15 protein-coding genes are annotated in these 16,785 nt (G+C 42.5%); 5 read left to right on the top strand and 10 right to left on the bottom strand.

The genetic code is table 11. The features are described from left to right. Nucleotides 1–38 precede the first annotated feature (38 nt). On the bottom strand, nt 39–269 hold the full coding sequence (locus AB6E78_RS01240) for a TIGR02647 family protein (protein ID WP_017060280.1): 231 nt from the start codon (nt 267–269) through the stop codon (nt 39–41). 257 nt (nt 270–526) lie between these two features. On the opposite strand from AB6E78_RS01240, the gene AB6E78_RS01235 reads away from it, so the two are divergent. Continuing rightward, nucleotides 527–1,834, top strand: a complete 1,308-nt coding sequence (locus AB6E78_RS01235; protein ID WP_102319775.1) for an ATPase — start codon at nt 527–529, stop codon at nt 1,832–1,834. Nucleotides 1,835–2,196: 362 nt separating this feature from the next. Beyond that, nucleotides 2,197–3,039, top strand: a complete 843-nt coding sequence (gene focA / locus AB6E78_RS01230) for a formate transporter FocA (protein ID WP_017060282.1) — start codon at nt 2,197–2,199, stop codon at nt 3,037–3,039. A gap of 506 nt (nt 3,040–3,545) precedes the next feature. Here focA and AB6E78_RS01225 read toward each other — a convergent pair. From AB6E78_RS01225 to AB6E78_RS01190, 8 genes are all read right to left on the bottom strand, one after another. Further along, nucleotides 3,546–4,091, bottom strand: a complete 546-nt coding sequence (locus tag AB6E78_RS01225) for a recombinase family protein (RefSeq protein ID WP_372132385.1) — start codon at nt 4,089–4,091, stop codon at nt 3,546–3,548. A 640-nt stretch (nt 4,092–4,731) separates the two neighbouring features. Further along, complete coding sequence (locus tag AB6E78_RS01220; protein WP_372132388.1) at nt 4,732–5,631, bottom strand: hypothetical protein; 900 nt, start codon at nt 5,629–5,631, stop codon at nt 4,732–4,734. A 285-nt stretch (nt 5,632–5,916) separates the two neighbouring features. Continuing rightward, a complete protein-coding gene (locus AB6E78_RS01215; RefSeq protein ID WP_372132391.1) occupies nt 5,917–6,885 on the bottom strand; it encodes a hypothetical protein in 969 nt (322 codons plus the stop codon). 152 nt (nt 6,886–7,037) lie between these two features. After that, nucleotides 7,038–7,334 (bottom strand): hypothetical protein, encoded by a 297-nt coding sequence (locus AB6E78_RS01210; protein WP_372132394.1) that lies wholly within the window; start codon nt 7,332–7,334, stop codon nt 7,038–7,040. 249 nt (nt 7,335–7,583) lie between these two features. Then, complete coding sequence (locus tag AB6E78_RS01205) at nt 7,584–7,859, bottom strand: hypothetical protein (RefSeq protein WP_372132397.1); 276 nt, start codon at nt 7,857–7,859, stop codon at nt 7,584–7,586. A gap of 120 nt (nt 7,860–7,979) precedes the next feature. Continuing rightward, nucleotides 7,980–8,207, bottom strand: a complete 228-nt coding sequence (locus tag AB6E78_RS01200) for a hypothetical protein (protein ID WP_372132400.1) — start codon at nt 8,205–8,207, stop codon at nt 7,980–7,982. A gap of 200 nt (nt 8,208–8,407) precedes the next feature. After that, on the bottom strand, nt 8,408–9,847 hold the full coding sequence (locus AB6E78_RS01195) for a hypothetical protein (protein WP_372132403.1): 1,440 nt from the start codon (nt 9,845–9,847) through the stop codon (nt 8,408–8,410). Between the two features lie 281 nt (nt 9,848–10,128). Beyond that, on the bottom strand, nt 10,129–10,923 hold the full coding sequence (locus AB6E78_RS01190) for an ABC transporter permease (RefSeq protein ID WP_050645084.1): 795 nt from the start codon (nt 10,921–10,923) through the stop codon (nt 10,129–10,131). A 437-nt stretch (nt 10,924–11,360) separates the two neighbouring features. Between AB6E78_RS01190 and torE the strand changes: the two genes are divergently transcribed. From torE to torA, 3 genes are read left to right on the top strand one after another with little or no spacing between them, the layout of a single operon-like run. Then, on the top strand, nt 11,361–11,543 hold the full coding sequence (gene torE / locus AB6E78_RS01185) for a trimethylamine N-oxide reductase system protein TorE (RefSeq protein WP_017060298.1): 183 nt from the start codon (nt 11,361–11,363) through the stop codon (nt 11,541–11,543). 50 nt (nt 11,544–11,593) lie between these two features. Further along, the gene (gene torC / locus AB6E78_RS01180; protein ID WP_102320261.1) at nt 11,594–12,775 is read left to right on the top strand and encodes a pentaheme c-type cytochrome TorC; all 1,182 of its coding nucleotides are present in this window, start codon (nt 11,594–11,596) and stop codon (nt 12,773–12,775) included. A gap of 24 nt (nt 12,776–12,799) precedes the next feature. After that, nucleotides 12,800–15,262: a trimethylamine-N-oxide reductase TorA gene (gene torA, locus AB6E78_RS01175; RefSeq protein WP_102320260.1), complete on the top strand. Its 2,463-nt coding sequence runs from the start codon at nt 12,800–12,802 to the stop codon at nt 15,260–15,262. Nucleotides 15,263–15,556: 294 nt separating this feature from the next. Here the strand turns inward: torA and AB6E78_RS01170 are convergent, their stop codons facing one another. Further along, complete coding sequence (locus AB6E78_RS01170) at nt 15,557–16,771, bottom strand: putative manganese transporter (RefSeq protein ID WP_102320259.1); 1,215 nt, start codon at nt 16,769–16,771, stop codon at nt 15,557–15,559. Nucleotides 16,772–16,785 lie beyond the last annotated feature (14 nt).

Below are 16,785 nucleotides of genomic sequence, written 5' to 3'. Positions count from 1 at the left end.
GCCGAAGCAAGTGGAGTTTTTACTAGAACAATGGAGCTTTAGTTTAGTACGCGAAGAAGCTTGTCTGCGCGCTCTGCCATCTCGATACCTTCATCTGTTAGGTAACCGCCGTCTGGCTGAGTACAAAGGTTTTTTTCGAATAGGCGCTTAACAGCGTCTTGAGTTTCTTGAGCAGCCTCTTGATGGACTTTAATTCCAGTAGCTGCACTACTTACATCAAATTGAAGAAGGAGGTTTAAATCAGCAATATGTTCAGCGTTGTACTTCATAATTAACCTATATATTCATAACGTTCTCTACCTTCACCTTAGTGCGCATTCTCGGCTCAGGCAATAGCAAATAAAGAGAATTGATAAGTGATACCAAATTGATTGATTAATCATCGAGTGATGAGTTTATTTTGGTTATATTGGGTGATTTGCACCCACTTAAATCATCAGTGATGTTTATTGCTAAGTGGTTGTAATATATTGTGACTAGAAATAATTTGCATTGAGCGAATATTGTATAAAAAGGATATGCATAAGTGAGAGCGAACAAAGTAGCATTAACGATCAGTATGCTATTTGCTATCTCAGGTTGTCAAAGCACACCCTCAGAGCAGACAGACGCGAACCAAACCACAAACAACAATAATGAATCGACAATAGAGGTCCGTTCATTTCAGTCTGTCCAAAGCGTTTACTCCGAATGGGAAGTTAAGCTTGAAGATCATGATCAATTGTCTCTCTATGCACCAGAGAATTACAATGAACTATTAGACGCATGGGATGATGCTGAAAGCATTTATGCGGACTTACTTAAAGACGAAACTCGGATAACCAAGAGTTACTCCATTTTTTCGAGCCTAACTTACGCTGAAGCCTTCGATGAAAAAATCGCTTTGATCAAATCAAACTATGACTCGATCTTAGTGTTAAAGAAGAAGGCTGATCGAGTACTCGCGGATTCGATTGTCCAAATGGATTACCTGAAGTTTCTTGGCGCAGATACCATGTTTACCTCGAGCTACAAACGTTTGTATTCAGAATACAGCGAGTTGTTCGAGTATGTGCTGGTCGATGAGCTTGAAGACGCTCAAGAAGCGCAGGTGGAATTTCTTAACAATGCTCGCTTATTAGAAGTTAAAGTGGCGCATAAGAAATACATCGAACCTTTGAAGAACGAATTAGAGTTCTTGGAAGATGAAGATTTTGATGACGTTGCTCCGCTTACCTTTGCTAAGGCAGCATCTCAAATTGCGTTGGCCGAAAGCCAAGTGAAAGCTAGCCCTCGTGAAAAGTCGATCATTGAAGACGCGGTTCACGCTGCAGAGTTTGAATTGAACCACGTGCGCAGTGTCGCTCATGAAGTCAAAGTGCTGGCGAGCGTAAAAGGCGACCAGTTCGAACAGTCGGTTTTGAATGCCGAGAACCAGCTACTGAGCATTTCACAAATCGTTAATGATGAAGATTACCGTGATGTTGGTTTACGTCAGCAATCACAGAAGATAGTAGCGAGTGTTAAGGCGTTAAAAAGCTCTGATATGACAGGGCTTTTAAAGTCAGAGATTGAAACTTTGACTGAGCAATTGGCTAAGCTGGAGTCTGAAAACCAGAAGCAAGCGCAGCAACTGTCTGAAGCAACCAAGCACAGTGAGTTGCTCGGTGAGCAGATTACCAAGAGTGATGCTCACATTAAAAGCTTAGAAGAGTTAGTGGATAGTTTGAAAAGCTTAGGTGGCAAAGTTGCCAACGAAAGTGACTCTGGTGTGATGTCCCCGGCTGTTGAATCTACTCTAGAGGATTCAACCCTAGAACAATCATCAGAAGAAGTGATTGAACCTTCGGTTTAGCATCACTAATTTCTTTATTTGTGATTGAGTTAAAAGCGCCTTAGGGCGCTTTTTTACGTTCTGTTGATCTATGTCAAAATCTAGAAATAAAAGCGCTCTGTGAGCCATTTTAGTGTACGTTATTCTTTTGGTTTTAACGTAACTTGTTGATATTTATAGGTGTGTTATTTTCTATGCTGATAACTAATCATTCAGCAGAGTTTTCTTTTTACTACTAAAGTCGTATGAATTTGGAATAACTCGGACTATTTGCTTTCAACAAGGCTGTTAGAGCTATTTTGTGCCTAAAATAGCTCTTGAATTCAGAAATGAAAGAGAGGATTATCGCGCTCCCGACGACATGTTTCAAAATGTAAATCATCATGAATCTAAACCAATTTGACTCATTATTACCGCCACAAATGGCTGAGCGCGCTGCAGATATTGGCGTAGGTAAAGCAACCAAAGATCCAATCAAATCTTTTCTCCTAGCGATTTCCGCTGGCATACACATCGGTATTGCGTTTGTGTTCTACACCATCGTAACGACTGGTGCTGGTGATTTGCCTTGGGGTATTACTCGCCTATTAGGTGGCCTTGCATTTAGCTTGGGTTTAATTCTCGTTGTTGTTACCGGTGGTGAGCTATTTACCAGTTCGGTGCTGACTCTGGTTGCTCGTGCAAGTGGCAAGATTAGTTGGCGCACGCTCGTTAAGAACTGGGCTACAGTTTATGTAGGTAACTTGATTGGCGCATTGCTGCTGGTGGCTTGTATGTTACTGACCAAACAGTACATGTTCGACCACGGTCAAGTGGGTTTGAATGCAATGGCGATCTCCCAACATAAGATGCACCACGATTTTATCCAAGCTATCGCGCTCGGCATCATGTGTAATGTATTGGTTTGTATCGCGGTATGGATGACGTTTAGTGGACGCACACTGACTGACAAAATTGCGGTAATGATTTTGCCTGTTGCGATGTTCGTATCGGCTGGTTTCGAGCACTGTATTGCGAATATGTTCCAAGTGCCTTTAGCTATCGGCATCAAAACATTTGCTCCGGCTGAATTTTGGACAATGACAGGCGCTAACCCAGCGGACTATGTTGATCTGAACATGGCGGACTTTTTGATGAACAACTTGCTGCCCGTTACCATCGGTAACATCATTGGCGGCGGTATCTTTGTTGGCATGTGGTACTGGTTGATCTACCTACGTGACTAATAAAGGTGGCGCTATCGACAAAGATGGCGTGACTAACTCAGTTGACGAGATGAGTTAAGGCGCAGTGAAAACACTGAACTGACTTATGACATTTACAAGACGGTCTGCATTGCAGGCCGTTTTTTATTTGTGGAAAACCTACTTCTTCATCTCTCTAATGATCATCTGAGTACGCAACAGCGCTGATTACCATGTGTGTATATGTCTTTGAAATCACCCAAAGATCAAAGGCGATGATCTTCCCTTGGGTCGAAATGGACAAAAAAGGATCTATATTGATTTGGTTATCCACAGTTTCTGTGTATAAGTTGAAGGATAAGTAGTTTCAGAGGGTGAATGTATGCCAAAAAGTATACCAAAAATTCTGAGGGCGGGAAATAAAGGGTATGGGTGTTTCTGTGGGAGTGGATTTAGAAATATCTTAAAACCCGATTAAGGGGTGTTGAGCCAGTTCCCCCGCTACCCATATAATTTTTTCTTAGAATGTAGAAATATCGAACAGTGTTCTATTTAACTATGTTGATGATGGTTGCTCGTGATACACCATACTCACGACTTAAAGCTGATTGTGATTCACCTTGAGCGTGGCGGTGCTTAATTGTTTGGCGTTGGTCAGGGGTTAGCTTTGAAGGTCTACCACCAAGTCGTCCTGTGCGTTGTCGTCCAGATTGGAGGCGGTCGGTTATCATGCCATGTTCCAGTTCAGCGAATACACCAAGTAGTTGAGTGAAAGCTTTTGCCATAGGGGTATCGTTACTTGTGTCTACTTGTCCATCCAGTGTTCTTACCATTACACCCTTGGATTGTAGCTTTTGAACTGTTTCAAGGATCTGATTAAGGGAACGACCAAGGCGGTCAAACTTGGTTACTAATACTATGTCGCCCTCTCTTACGTAATCCACCATTTCACGGAGTTTGGAAAGGTTGTCGTCGGACTTACCAGATTGCTTACCATGGAATATCTTGGTGCATCCTGCTGATTCCAGTTGTTCGATCTGAGTGGAAAGGTTTTGGTCTTGGGTTGAGACTCGTGCATATCCGATATAGCTCATGTGTAAACTCCTTAGGTGTCAAAAACTACATAGATTCTAACACTCTGAATATAGGTGTCAATAACTAAGGTGGATGGGTTACTAACAGTGTCAATAATTACGATAGAGTTTCTAACAGGTATATACATTAATATCACTTAATATCACATAAAAACACATTATTTATATAAGGATTACACTTAATTCTATTCGTATTACACATGTAGATTTATTAGGGATTCCTTATGGAATAAGGGGTTCACTGTCGTGAGGGTGTAAAAATGTGTGTATTATTTCTATGTTTGTCGAAATGAGGCGCGCGCGAGGGGTTTTCTTAGCAAATGGAGGTATTTTAAAGGGGTCTAAGAATGACGGGAGATTACCAAGTAGTGTATACGAAGGTAGGTATTACAAAGGTTGGAGAATGACGCTGAAGCTTGTCAGGGAGTGTTTGGGAGTGGAATTGTGGGAAGGTAGAAGTGAGAGTGAGGTTCTCGTGCGAGAATGAGTCATATCAGGGTAAGAACTCAGATATAACAAAGGGTTGGGAGGTTTAGAGGTAAAGATACCCCGAAGTGGAGGTGGAAAAGAACTAGTGAATAATACAGGGATGCACCCCCTGATTGATGAGGGTGAGTTAGTGAATAATACAGTGGTTTCGCTAGTGGATTCGCAACTTCGGGGATACAGAATCAAGGTTGGGGAAGTACGAGGTAATGTTGTTGTTGATGCGTTGTTGGTATCCGCTGAAAGTATCGAAGTCGATGTCGAGGGCGAACATACGGGACATATCTAGGTCGGAGAGTTTACCGGATTCGATGGCGTTATCTGGGAATAAGATTATAAATTTGTCCTGCAGTTTTTGACTTACTCCATGTTGTTTGTAAATGTTGTGACTCCATGAGTGCCATAGGGCTGTGAATTTATCGTATGTTCCAGATTGGTAGAGTTTGTTTGTCATGGTTTCGCAGGATTGTTTATCAGGGTGAGTGTTTAAACCACGGGATTTGATTTCAATGTGTTGTCCTGTTATTGGGCAAAAAGCGTCTGACATAGCTTTGTAGGGTTTGCCTGATGGGTCACGGAATGTTTCAGAGTATTTGTTGTTATCTGCAAGGGCGTAGGAAGTGTTACGAAAGAATTGGTCTTCACATGCACTACCTTTGTCACCAGACCATGAGGTGTTAGGGATTGTTTGTCTTGGTAAATGGGTGGATAACTTATCCATGTTGTTAAATAGGTATTGGTTTGTGTGGATTTGGAATTCGTTTTCTCTGTAGGTTGTGAAACCGTTTTTCTTGTATGTGTCTATTTTTGCCTTGGGTAAGGTTTGGGGAAATACTAATACTACGTTTGAATGATTCTGGAAGATTTCTTGGTAATATGATTTTTCTTTTCTTAGGTTTATGGGTGTATCTCGGTAAAGGATAATGTTGTTTGTAATTGGGTCTTTGTAACCAGTGTGAGAGTTGTAAGGGCTGTTCAATGGTTTTAAGTATGGAAAGCGTGTCTGGAACGATGTTCCGATAGTGGTAATCGTGTTGTGCACGGTGGTAATCATAAATCTGTAATCTCGGGTAAATCATTTTTTCCTCCTCAAGAAAAATGAATAAATTAAAATGGTGTTGTTCAAAAAGAACAGTATTGTTCAGTAAGAACAGTGTGGCGGGGGAAAGCCCCCTTGAATGTGGTTAGTGCTTGGATAGGTGTTTTGTGCACAAATAAGGGTAAAAGTGTCACGGTTTTTTTGGCTGTAGCCCTTGGTATGACTGGGCTGAGAGGTAAATTATGTGCACATTAATGTGACGGGTAAGCACTAGCTATAACGTTATAGTTTTTGTAGAGTTTAAAAAAGGTGTTCTAAGTCATCCTCCACATCTATTTCACGGACATCTTTTGGTGATGCTGGCGTGGTAAGTAGGTGCATAAAACCTTGGTCATATATATAACCCTCAAGTCCGTGGTAGTAATCATTTAAACTTATGGTATTACCGAAAGACTCAATACATTCATGGTCAAAAACATCGTAATCATAAAGACCTGCTATATCCTTAGGTTGCTTGGTTGGTTTGTTTCGATTACGGACAATGGAAAAACGATATGCACCGTCTTTGGTCTTCTGCATTAAGTGTTCAACAATGTAGGGACACCATTCAGCGATTAGGTTGAAGATTCTTTCACCACCCATTCCTTTATAAACTTTAAATTTTGGGTCTAGATTAGTTGGGTCTAGCCATAGTCCATTTTCACAACCAATAGCATTACCCATTTTAAGGTTAAGGCTTGCGGGAGCTAATACAAGGTTATCTCGAACAAATAAACCAATACGTCCACCTTCAGCTTTAAGTGGGAAGCGGTGACAGATATGGTAACAACGTTTGGAATTATCCAGTTCCCAAGTGTCCTTTTTAAAAGTCAGACCGTTAGCTTTAAGGGCGAATGAGCGGAGCTTTAAAAGTGCAACCATACCGTCCTTGTCACGAGGTAAAACCTCTACTGTGCCATGCCTTACTGCGTGATGGATTAACCACTCGGAAATAGTGCATAGGTAAAGGTTGGCTTTACGGTGTTCGATACGTTCGAGGTCTTTACAAGATTTACATAGACCTGATTTGTTGCCGTAGCTGATTGGGTTTGGACAATTTGAACAGGTTAGTTTTGCTTTGGTTTGAGATTTGGATTTCGCTTTCTTAGTTTTACTTCTACTGGCTTTCTTTTTACAGGTATCACCACAATACTTAGATTTACCTTTGGGCTTTTTACGACAACCACCAGCAGCACAAACCGATTTTACTTCTTGGTTGCCTTCTTGCATTTAGTGTTTTCCTCACGTTGGGAATGTTCACGGACGATACGGTTTAAAAGTTGAGTAATAGACTCATCTGGGTTTTGTTTTTGTAGGTCAGAGAGTATTTTCATCTCATCACCATATAGACATAGTTTTGTAGATTTCATTTGATTAGCTCCTTATAGATACTTGCAAGAAAAGAGGTGGCGAGATTCTGGGTAATGTTGTTCAAACTGTTGGCGGTTGTGGTGGTAAGTATCTTCCTGTTGCTTAAGTTCAGAGGATGAAAACATGGGAGTTACACCATACTGTTTCTGAATAGCTAAAGTTTTATCACGACACTCTTTACGGATCTGAATCTGACGGATTTGGTGTTCATGAATAAACTCGGAATCCACCATTGCATTCAACATTGCTGTATCAAAACGCTTCATTAGTTGTTCAAGTTTCTTTTCTACTTTTGCATTACTTTTCATTTTAATTGCTCCTTTAATTCGGTGATGATTTCTCGGTACTTGTTGGCGATAGATTTAACGTACTGGGGGTTGAACTCACGGTCAGAGAATTTCTCAACCATGATTTCGTGGATTTGGTGTCTAGGTAATCCTAAAACTGAATGAATTATGACCTCCGCGGTGGTGCTATGAATGTGGAAGTGTCCGGCGTTAGCTATTTGGGTGTATAGGAAGGAATAGAACTCCTCCCAATTGTAATAGGTCAGGTTTTTAAGCTTCATTCAGTACCAGTTCCTTTAGGGTAATGTCGTCTTCGAATGAAAATAGTTCGTGTCCGAAGTGGTGGGCGTGGGTTTCGATTGTTTCAGGGTTAGAGGCTTCGTTTAAAAAGGTGTCAATTACTAAACCGTTGAATGATACCCATCGGGATTCTGCATAAGCGATGAATTGCTCCACCTTCGGAAAGGCTGAACGTAAAACTGTGTTAGCTTTGTGAGCTTCATTAGTAATGACTGCTTGAGGTGCGATTTGTTTCTTGATAGACATAAAATGTCTCCTTATTTGATTTGGGTTAAAAGGTGGAAAAGGTCATTTGCGAGTGTTGCTGTTAAGGGGTGGCTTGCTAATACACCAAGGGCGAAACCTACGAGGTAACAAGTAAAATCATTATTCATTGATGAAACCACCGTCTCTAAGTTTGCGTTTGGTGCGGCTGTATGTGCTGTAAATGGTGGCACGGGATAAGTTTTGTAAACCAAAGTTAAAAGGGTTGGCGATGATGTCTGATACTGGAATGTCTGAAAGGATGCAGGACACAAAGACCATGTTGTTGTATTGACCACCAAAGCAGTGTGTAAAAGCCTTAGCAATTTCTTGCTCGAATTGTAATTTCATAAAAGGGATACCTCGAATTTAGGATGCAGAAAACCCACCAGTCTGGATTGAGCGCAGACAGTGTAGGTCGAATTGTATTGTTTCATTTAGTTAGGGAAGAAAGTAACCACTCTCAATCCCTTATTTATACTAGTAATTATAGCACGAGGTTGACTGTAAATGCAAACTATTCTCAATAAATATTCTTGACAAAGTTAAAATTATCTGAGTTGGTTTATTATCTTGTGTAATGACTGTAAAGACAGTGCTCCGATGTAGTGGCGTTTCGTTCCCTTGATAGCGTGTCCCATTAATATGTCGATTTGTGGATCGGAGGCTGAAGGAACATTAGCTAAGGAAGTGGCGTAAGAATGTCGAAGGGAATAGAAAGTTAGAATTTCATCATTCTCTGTAAATGTCGGAAGATTCAGTTTATCCGTGAGGCGAGAAAACCATACTGTAAGTTGCTGAGAGGTTATTTTGAATTTACCGTTCGATGTAAGGTAGTCTATCACGCCGAGGTCATAAAGTTTCTGGTGGATTGGGATTTTACGGGATGAGTTATCGTTCTTCGTACCGATTACGTCTAGATAAGGCACACCATTAGATTCTAGGATGCTGGAGGCTGTCAGGCGAAGGATTTCAATGTTTCTCAAGCCAGCATACCGTATAATTAAAAGGGCTGCTGTGTAGTCGCTGAGAGGCTCTGATAGGCAACAGGTTTCAAGGATAGATAACTGCTCTTGGTTGTAAGCTCCGCGCTTCTTCTTTGGTTTAGTTTGGTTGTAGCGCATTAATGTAACTGGGTTCACCTCGATCACAGATTTACGGTAAAAGTAGTCGAAGTATTTGTTTAGGAACATTTTGGCACGGATCAGAATACTAGCCTGTTTACGATCTTCTTCTACGGTTTGGTCGTAAGCTTCTTGGATATTCTCTGCAATACTTTGCTTGTTATAAGGTGAAAACTTTTCTTGAGGATAATCTGACAATGTGGTGAATGCCTCGTCTAGTTCTCGGTAGGTTATTTGAGATAAACGCTTACCATTGAAGAAGTGGGAGAAGTAACCAGATAACCACTTGATACGCTCCTCTACGGTTTTGACCTCGGCTACCTTCCCTTTATCGTTTTGGTAAAGAGGGGATTGTTTGTCGTCTATTAATTGCTGTAAACCATCTTCCCATAATGGTGTGGTGTCTATTACTACTTCGGGAACAGGTGCTACAGAAGGGACTGGAATTTCAAAAGTTTGTTTCAAGGTTTCGAGTGTTGCCATAGCCTCGGTTAACTTGTTTGCAAGGACTTGCTCGGACAGATGAGAGTTAAAAGTATTGATTAAATTGAGGTCTTGTTGTGGCTGGTGGTAATAATCCTCGATACCAATATCACCGTCATGAACTTGTGGGACGGATTTTTTAAGGTTACGGCTGATACGCTCGATTTTAAATTCTGCGAAAGTTGGTACATGGACAGGTTCGGAATAACCGTAATCGTCTTGACTGTAATTATGAGCCAGTTTGGAACTAATAGAGGCTTGGTAAACTTGCTGTAACTGTTTTGCTGATTTTGAACGAGGATAAAGGATCGCTGTATAACCACTTATTACACGTTTCAGTTCTTGCTCTACCACTGCTTCGAGAAACTCTTTCTCTGCTTCCATGAGAATACACATCCTTCTGATTTTATTAACGATAGATTGGGCTAGACGTAGGCTATCTGTTTTTAAGCTTTTACGAAATATCTTACCAGTAGATTTGAGTCTGACACTAAGATAATAGATTGAGTTACGCTGAATTAAGTATGCCAAAATGTATACCACTTAAGACAATCTGAACTACTCAAGCCCCAAACCTTTAAGTATCAAAGGGAAGATATGCACAGTTTCTGTGGATAACCTGTCTCAAATTCAGTGAGTAACCAGATCTAAGTGGAGCAGGGAGGCTATTTCGAAGGCTGTATTTGAGCGAGAACTCGCCCTTCTTTGGTTAAAGATGTCTTCAATGAGAGGTGAAGTGCAAGTGCTAAAGAGCAGCTCATCATCACGAAAATCGCCAGCATGATCATCAGTTGATACTTAATCGCGATCATCGGTGAAGCACCACCTAAGATCTGTCCAGTCATCATTCCCGGCAGCGTTACTAAGCCTGTGGTTGCCATAGAGGCCATGATAGGGGACATCGCTTTCTGTATTGCATTACGTACAAAAGGCGCAGCAGCATAAGTAGGAGACGCGCCTAACGCGATTGCTGCTTCATATTCTGATTTCTGTGTTTCAAAGGCACCAAACAGGTTCTGCAATGCCACGATATTACTGCTTAAGCTATTACCCAATAACATCCCTGCGATTGGGATAAGGTACTGCGCGTTAAAAACCGGTGTCGGCTTAATGATGAAAAAGCAGATGAACAAGACAATAGGTACACAAGTTACCGCAAGGCTAACGGCGACAGGAGCCAAAAGTAGGTTTCTTGGCAGTCTAGATTTTTCAACAATCGAGCTTGCACCGACGATAATCATAGTAAATAACCACAGCAAATTGACCCACAAACTATTCAAAGTGAACAAGTATTCTAGGTAAAGTCCCACCAGAAATAGCTGAATAACCATACGAATGATGCTGATAGAAGCCTCTTTGCCAAGGCCGAGTTTTAACTTGTGGTTGATGGTAATGGGTAGCAAGAGAAGTGAGCTGAAGAACAATAACTGCCACCAAGATATATCAATAACGTCTTGCATAATGTTTCCTTTTAAGTAGGTCCCCATCATATCTGAAAGTGCCAAATGATGCATTTCAGCTTCTCAGCCGTTGCTTTAAAAAATACTCAATAATTTAACAATCAAACCACAAAATATTGGTTTTTTGAGGCATTTTTGGCTACTACTTAGTAGGTAAAACGTTAAAATTGGTTACAATAAGGTTGCGCAGGTGTTGGAATTTAACATTTGTGAAATATACTTAATTCTTCACATTTGTTAATACTTTTTAATAACTTTGTTTAACTAAAAACAACTTTGGATGAGCTCAAAAAAGTATTGATTAGCAAGGGTTATAACGGGAGATTTGATTGAACCCTACTTTGAGTATGGTCTAAAATTTGTCGTTAGATACTTAAGAACTTTAGCCCCATAGAATGGGTTACTCGAAATTACTAAATACAAAATAGGCAAAATGTATGAGTGATGTTAATAAAATTGAAACTAGCGAAAAACATTCGCTGGAGTGGAAGTCTTTCCTCTTCATCGCGGTGGTTCTCTTCCCAATATTAAGTGTGGCTTTTGTAGGCGGTTACGGCTTCCTAGTTTGGGCACTGCAAGTGTTTGTATTCGGACCTCCAGGTGCTCACGGCGGCATGTAATGCCCTCTAGTAACAACATTTTTTAAAATCAATATTTAAGAGAGCTAAACATGAAATCATTTTTAGTTAAATTATGGCGCACAATGACTCGCCCAGCAGTACACATCAGTCTTGGTGTACTAACTATGGGTGGCTTTATCGCCGGTGTTATTTTCTGGGGCGGTTTTAACACAGCTCTAGAGCACACAAATACAGAAGAATTCTGTGTAAGCTGTCACACCATGCGTGACAACGTATACGTAGAACTACAAGAAACGGTTCACTGGAAAAACACTTCTGGTGTACGTGCTACTTGTCCTGACTGTCACGTTCCACATGAATGGACAGCAAAAATCGCTCGTAAGATGCAAGCTTCTAAAGAAGTATTCGCTCAAGTATTTGGTGACCTAGATACGCCTGAGAAATTCGAAGCTCGTCGTATCGAACTGGCTAAACACGAATGGGATCGCTTCTCTTCGAACAAATCTCTAGAGTGTAAAAACTGCCACAACTACGATTCAATGGATTTCGAAAACATGCGCCCAACAGCGCGTATCCAGATGAAGAACGCGGCAGAGCGTGATCAAAGCTGTGTTGACTGTCACAAAGGTATTGCTCACAACCTTCCATTAGATATGGCATCAGCGAGCGGTATTGTTGGCGAGCTAGAAAACGTAGCAAGCAGCACATCTTACGCAAATGGTTCAGACGTGATCTCTATTCGTCACCTACCAATGTACACAGATGAAACAGCTGAAGTTGAAGCGGGTCTATTAAGCCCTGCAAGTAAAGTTGCGGTTATCGACGAAAAAGGCGATATGATCAAGATTCAAATCGACGGTTGGCGTAAAGCGAAAGGCTTCGGACGTGTAATCCAAGAAGACTTCGGTATGAACATCTCAACTGCAATCTTGACGAAAGATGTATCTCAAAGTGACGTTATCACTGTTGGTGAGAAGAAAGAAGATGAGCTTACTGGCCTTCCATGGGAAGAAGTTAACCTAGCACTTTGGATGAAGAAAGAGTCTATGGTTGATAACTTCGATCCAATCTGGAACGCAGCGGGTCAAGCGTACCAATCTAACTGTTCAACGTGTCACTCACAGCCAGATGAAGCTCACTTCAGCGCTAACGGTTGGGTAGGCATGCTAGATGGTATGATTGCATTCGTTAACTTCGATACAGATACAGAAGCACTGGTTCTTAAGTATCTACAGAAGCACTCATCAGATTTTTCTGAAGGCCATCACTAATAAGACGTCAATTGGAGTAACACAATGGCAATTACAAGAAGAAGTTTTCTGAAAGGTGTCGCTACTACAAGTGCGGCATCGGTTATCGGTCCAAGCTTATTGGCGTCGGCATCAGCGTCTGCTGCAGAAACAGACGGCGCGTGGAAAGTCTCTGGTTCTCACTGGGGTGCATTCCGAGCTCGCGTTTACGCGGGTAAAGTACAAGAAATTAAACCTCTAGAAATCGATCAGCACCCAACTGAGATGTTGAAAGGTATTAAAGGTATTATCTACAGCCCATCACGTGTGCGTTACCCTATGGTTCGCCTAGATTGGTTGAAGAAGCATAAATACAGCGCAGACACACGTGGTAACAACCGCTTTATTCGTGTGACTTGGGATGAGGCACTAGACCTTGTTTACCGCGAGCTAGAGCGCGTACAGAAAGATTACGGTCCATGGGCGCTTCACACAGGTCAAACTGGTTGGAGACAAACAGGTCAGTTCCATAGCTGTACTAACCACATGCAACGTGCAATGGCACTTCACGGTTACTCTGTGAAGAAAATCGGTGACTACTCAACAGGTGCTGGTCAAACGATCATGCCTTACGTGCTAGGTTCTACTGAAGTTTACGCACAAGGTACATCTTGGGAACTTATCCTAGAAAACAGTGACAACATTGTTCTTTGGGGTAACGATCCAGTTAAAAACCTTCAAGTAGGTTGGACATGTGAGACTCACGAGTCGTTCGCATACCTAGAACAGCTGAAAGAAAAAGTTGCTAAGAAAGAGATCAACGTTGTTTCTGTTGACCCTGTTAAAAACAAAACAGGTCGTTACCTAGAAAACGAGCAAATGTACATCAACCCACAAACTGATGTGGCGTTCATGCTTGGTGTTGCTCACGTTCTTTACAACGAAGGCCTATACGACAAGAAGTTCATCGAAACTTACTGTCTAGGTTTTGAAGATTTCATCAAGTACGTTCAAGGTGAAACGAAAGACAGAGTTGAGAAGACGCCAGAATGGGCTTCTGCTATCTGTGGCGCAAGCGCGGACTCTATTCGTGACTTCGCTAAGATGCTGGTTAACGGTCGTACACAGATTCTTGTTGGTTGGAGTATCCAACGTCAAGAGCACGGTGAACAACCTTACTGGATGTGTGCAGTTATCGCAGCAATGGTTGGCCAAATTGGTCTACCGGGCGGTGGTATCTCTTACGGTCACCACTACTCTGGTATCGGTGTATCTTCAACTGGCTTCGCTGCTCCGGGTTCTTTCCCGCTGAACATCGACCAAGGTCAATCACCTAAGTACACCAACACAGATTACAACGGCTACAGCCGCGTAATCCCAGTTGCTCGTTGGGTTGATAGCTTGCTAGAGCCTGGTAAGAAGATCAAAGCGAATGGTTCAACGGTAACACTACCTGATATCAAGATGATGGTATTTAGTGGTAACAACCCGTGGCACCACCACCAAGATCGCAACAAGATGCGTAAAGCATTCAAGAGCCTACAAACTGTAGTGGCTGTTGATTTTGCTTGGACTGCAACTTGTCGTCACTCTGACATCGTGCTTCCTGCATGTACTCAGTGGGAACGAAACGATATTGATGGTTATGGCGCATACTCTGGCCGTGGTTTGATCGCAATGCACAAGCTAGTGGATCCTCTGTTCCAGTCTAAGACTGACTTCGAGATCATGTCTAGCCTAACTAAGCGTTGGGGTCGTTACGACGATTACACGCGTGGTATGGACGAAATGCAGTGGGTTAAATCACTGTACGACGAATGTCGCGCTTCAAATGAAGGCAGCTTTGAAATGCCTGAATTTGCTGAGTTCTGGGAGAAAGGTTTCCTAGACTTCGGTAAAGGTAAGCCATGGACTCGTCACGCTTCATTCCGTGAAGATCCAGAGATCAACGCACTAGGTACACCTTCTGGTTTCATCGAAATCACAAGCCGTACTGTTGGCAATATGGGCTACGAGCACTGTCAAGAACACCCAATGTGGTTCGAGAAATCTGAACGTTCACACGGTGGTCCAGGCTCTGACAAACACCCGTACTGGCTACAATCTTGTCACCCAGACAAGCGTCTTCACTCTCAGATGTGTGAATCTGAAGAGTGGCGTGCGACTTACGCGGTACAAGGCCGTGAGCCAATCTACATCAACCCAGTAGATGCTAAGAAGAAAGGCATCAAAGATGGCGATGTAGTACGTGTGTTCAACGACCGTGGTCAACTACTAGCGGGTGCTGTTCTAATGGATAGCTATGCTCCTGGTGTTGTTCGTATCGAAGAAGGTGCTTGGTACGGTCCGATCAACGAGAAAGTGGGCGCGCTAGATACATACGGCGATCCAAACACACTGACTCAAGATATCGGTACGTCTGAACTTGCTCAAGCAACGTCAGCAAACACATGTTTGGTTGATTTCGAGAAGTTCCAAGGCAAACTGCCTCCAGTAACTTCATTCGGTGGTCCAATCGAAGTTTCTTAAGTCTTGTCTTAAGAACCAAGATTAAAGCTTGAATTAAAGCCCCTGTAAGCACTCTTACAGGGGCTTTTTGTATTTTTGATATCAGTGTTGGTGTTTCTAAATAAGCATTATACAGGGCTAATAGAGGGCGTTTTTGAGACAGGCTGTAACGCGCTGTTTGAGAGAGGTGGTAGAAGCAGTGAAGCAGGAAGGGAATGTAAAAAGAACCTGTGGAAAGACTTAAGCAGGCGGAAACAAAAAGGCCGATACAAAGTACCGACCTTACAGAAGCCTATGGAGTTAACTCTACTCAAGTTAGATCTCAAATATAAACCAGTAGCTATAAGCACAGATTAGTGCGGGCACACTAGAGTATAAGGTCGCGACCAGTGCCGCTTTGGGAGCCATCGCAATCGCAGGGAATAGCGCGTCACCATCATTTGAAATTGCGTTACCTACCTGAGCCGAAAGTGGCAGGGCGCCTGAAAGGTATAAGCTAGTGACCAATAATTGCGGTCCACAGCCCGGTAGCAAACCCATCAACACGCCAGCCAGGGGGAGCATGATGCCCCAGCTTGAGAATAGCGTCGCAAAATCAACATTTGCTATCACAGAGCCAAATTCAAAGAAAAGAAAGGCAACCACAACCCACGCTGTCACAAAGTTGGTGTCTTGAGCGGTTTTTTGCAGTGGATGTGAGCCTAAACATTTCTCATCTTCACTTACTGCTGATTTGTAATCTTCAATTTCCCGAGTGAGGCCCCATAGAAACATCGAGCTAATCAATAAAATTGTTCCCGCCCATTCCATCGACATTTCAGGCAACGCGAGTAACTCGTTTACATCGACTTGAAAAGAGCCAAGTAGAGCTACTGCAGCGCCGGGAATAATCAGCACTGACCATAGGTAACCTTGCAGGTTGATCGCCTTTTTAGAGACGGATTCTTTGTCTTGGGATTGAGATGAGCAACTGTGAACGGCTTCATTTTTCTCTGCTTTTTTTGGGCGTAAGAAGTCGTCTGCGTGAAACAAGTTAATGATTCGGCCTGACGCAGTACCCACGATCACGCCCATCGCCATCATGGCTAAACCTGTCTTAGGCTCGCTCGCTATGAGCAGGAAGGCCGCATCACCCATGGTTGAGACGAGCACAGCAACAACTGCGCCGAATCCGAGTTTGCCCGAGATAAATTGTGTGGTAACCACTATCGCACCGCCACAGCCGGGCAACGCGCCCATGAGAGCCGCGAATACCACTTGGTTTGAACGAGATTGATGGACGAGCTTATTGAAGACGTTATCTTTGTTTATGTACAGACTTAACCAGTGGTAAATAGCCAAGGTTAAAGCAACATAACAAGACACTGCCCAAAACGCGTCTGACAAAGTAGTCACCGTCAGCTCTCGTGTAGCTGGGGCTGCAACCAAAGCTGCAAGTGAGACAGGCAAAAGCAGGCGCTTAAATGACAGTGAAAACTGAGTTGTTTTCGCAGCACTACTGCTTGGCAAAAAAGAGATTAGTCGATCCATAGGTGTTACTCAAA

The sequence above is a fragment of the Vibrio sp. 10N.247.310.98 genome (assembly GCF_041467395.1).
Classification (GTDB): domain Bacteria; phylum Pseudomonadota; class Gammaproteobacteria; order Enterobacterales; family Vibrionaceae; genus Vibrio; species Vibrio crassostreae_C.
This window is presented reverse-complemented; position numbering and strand designations above follow the sequence as displayed.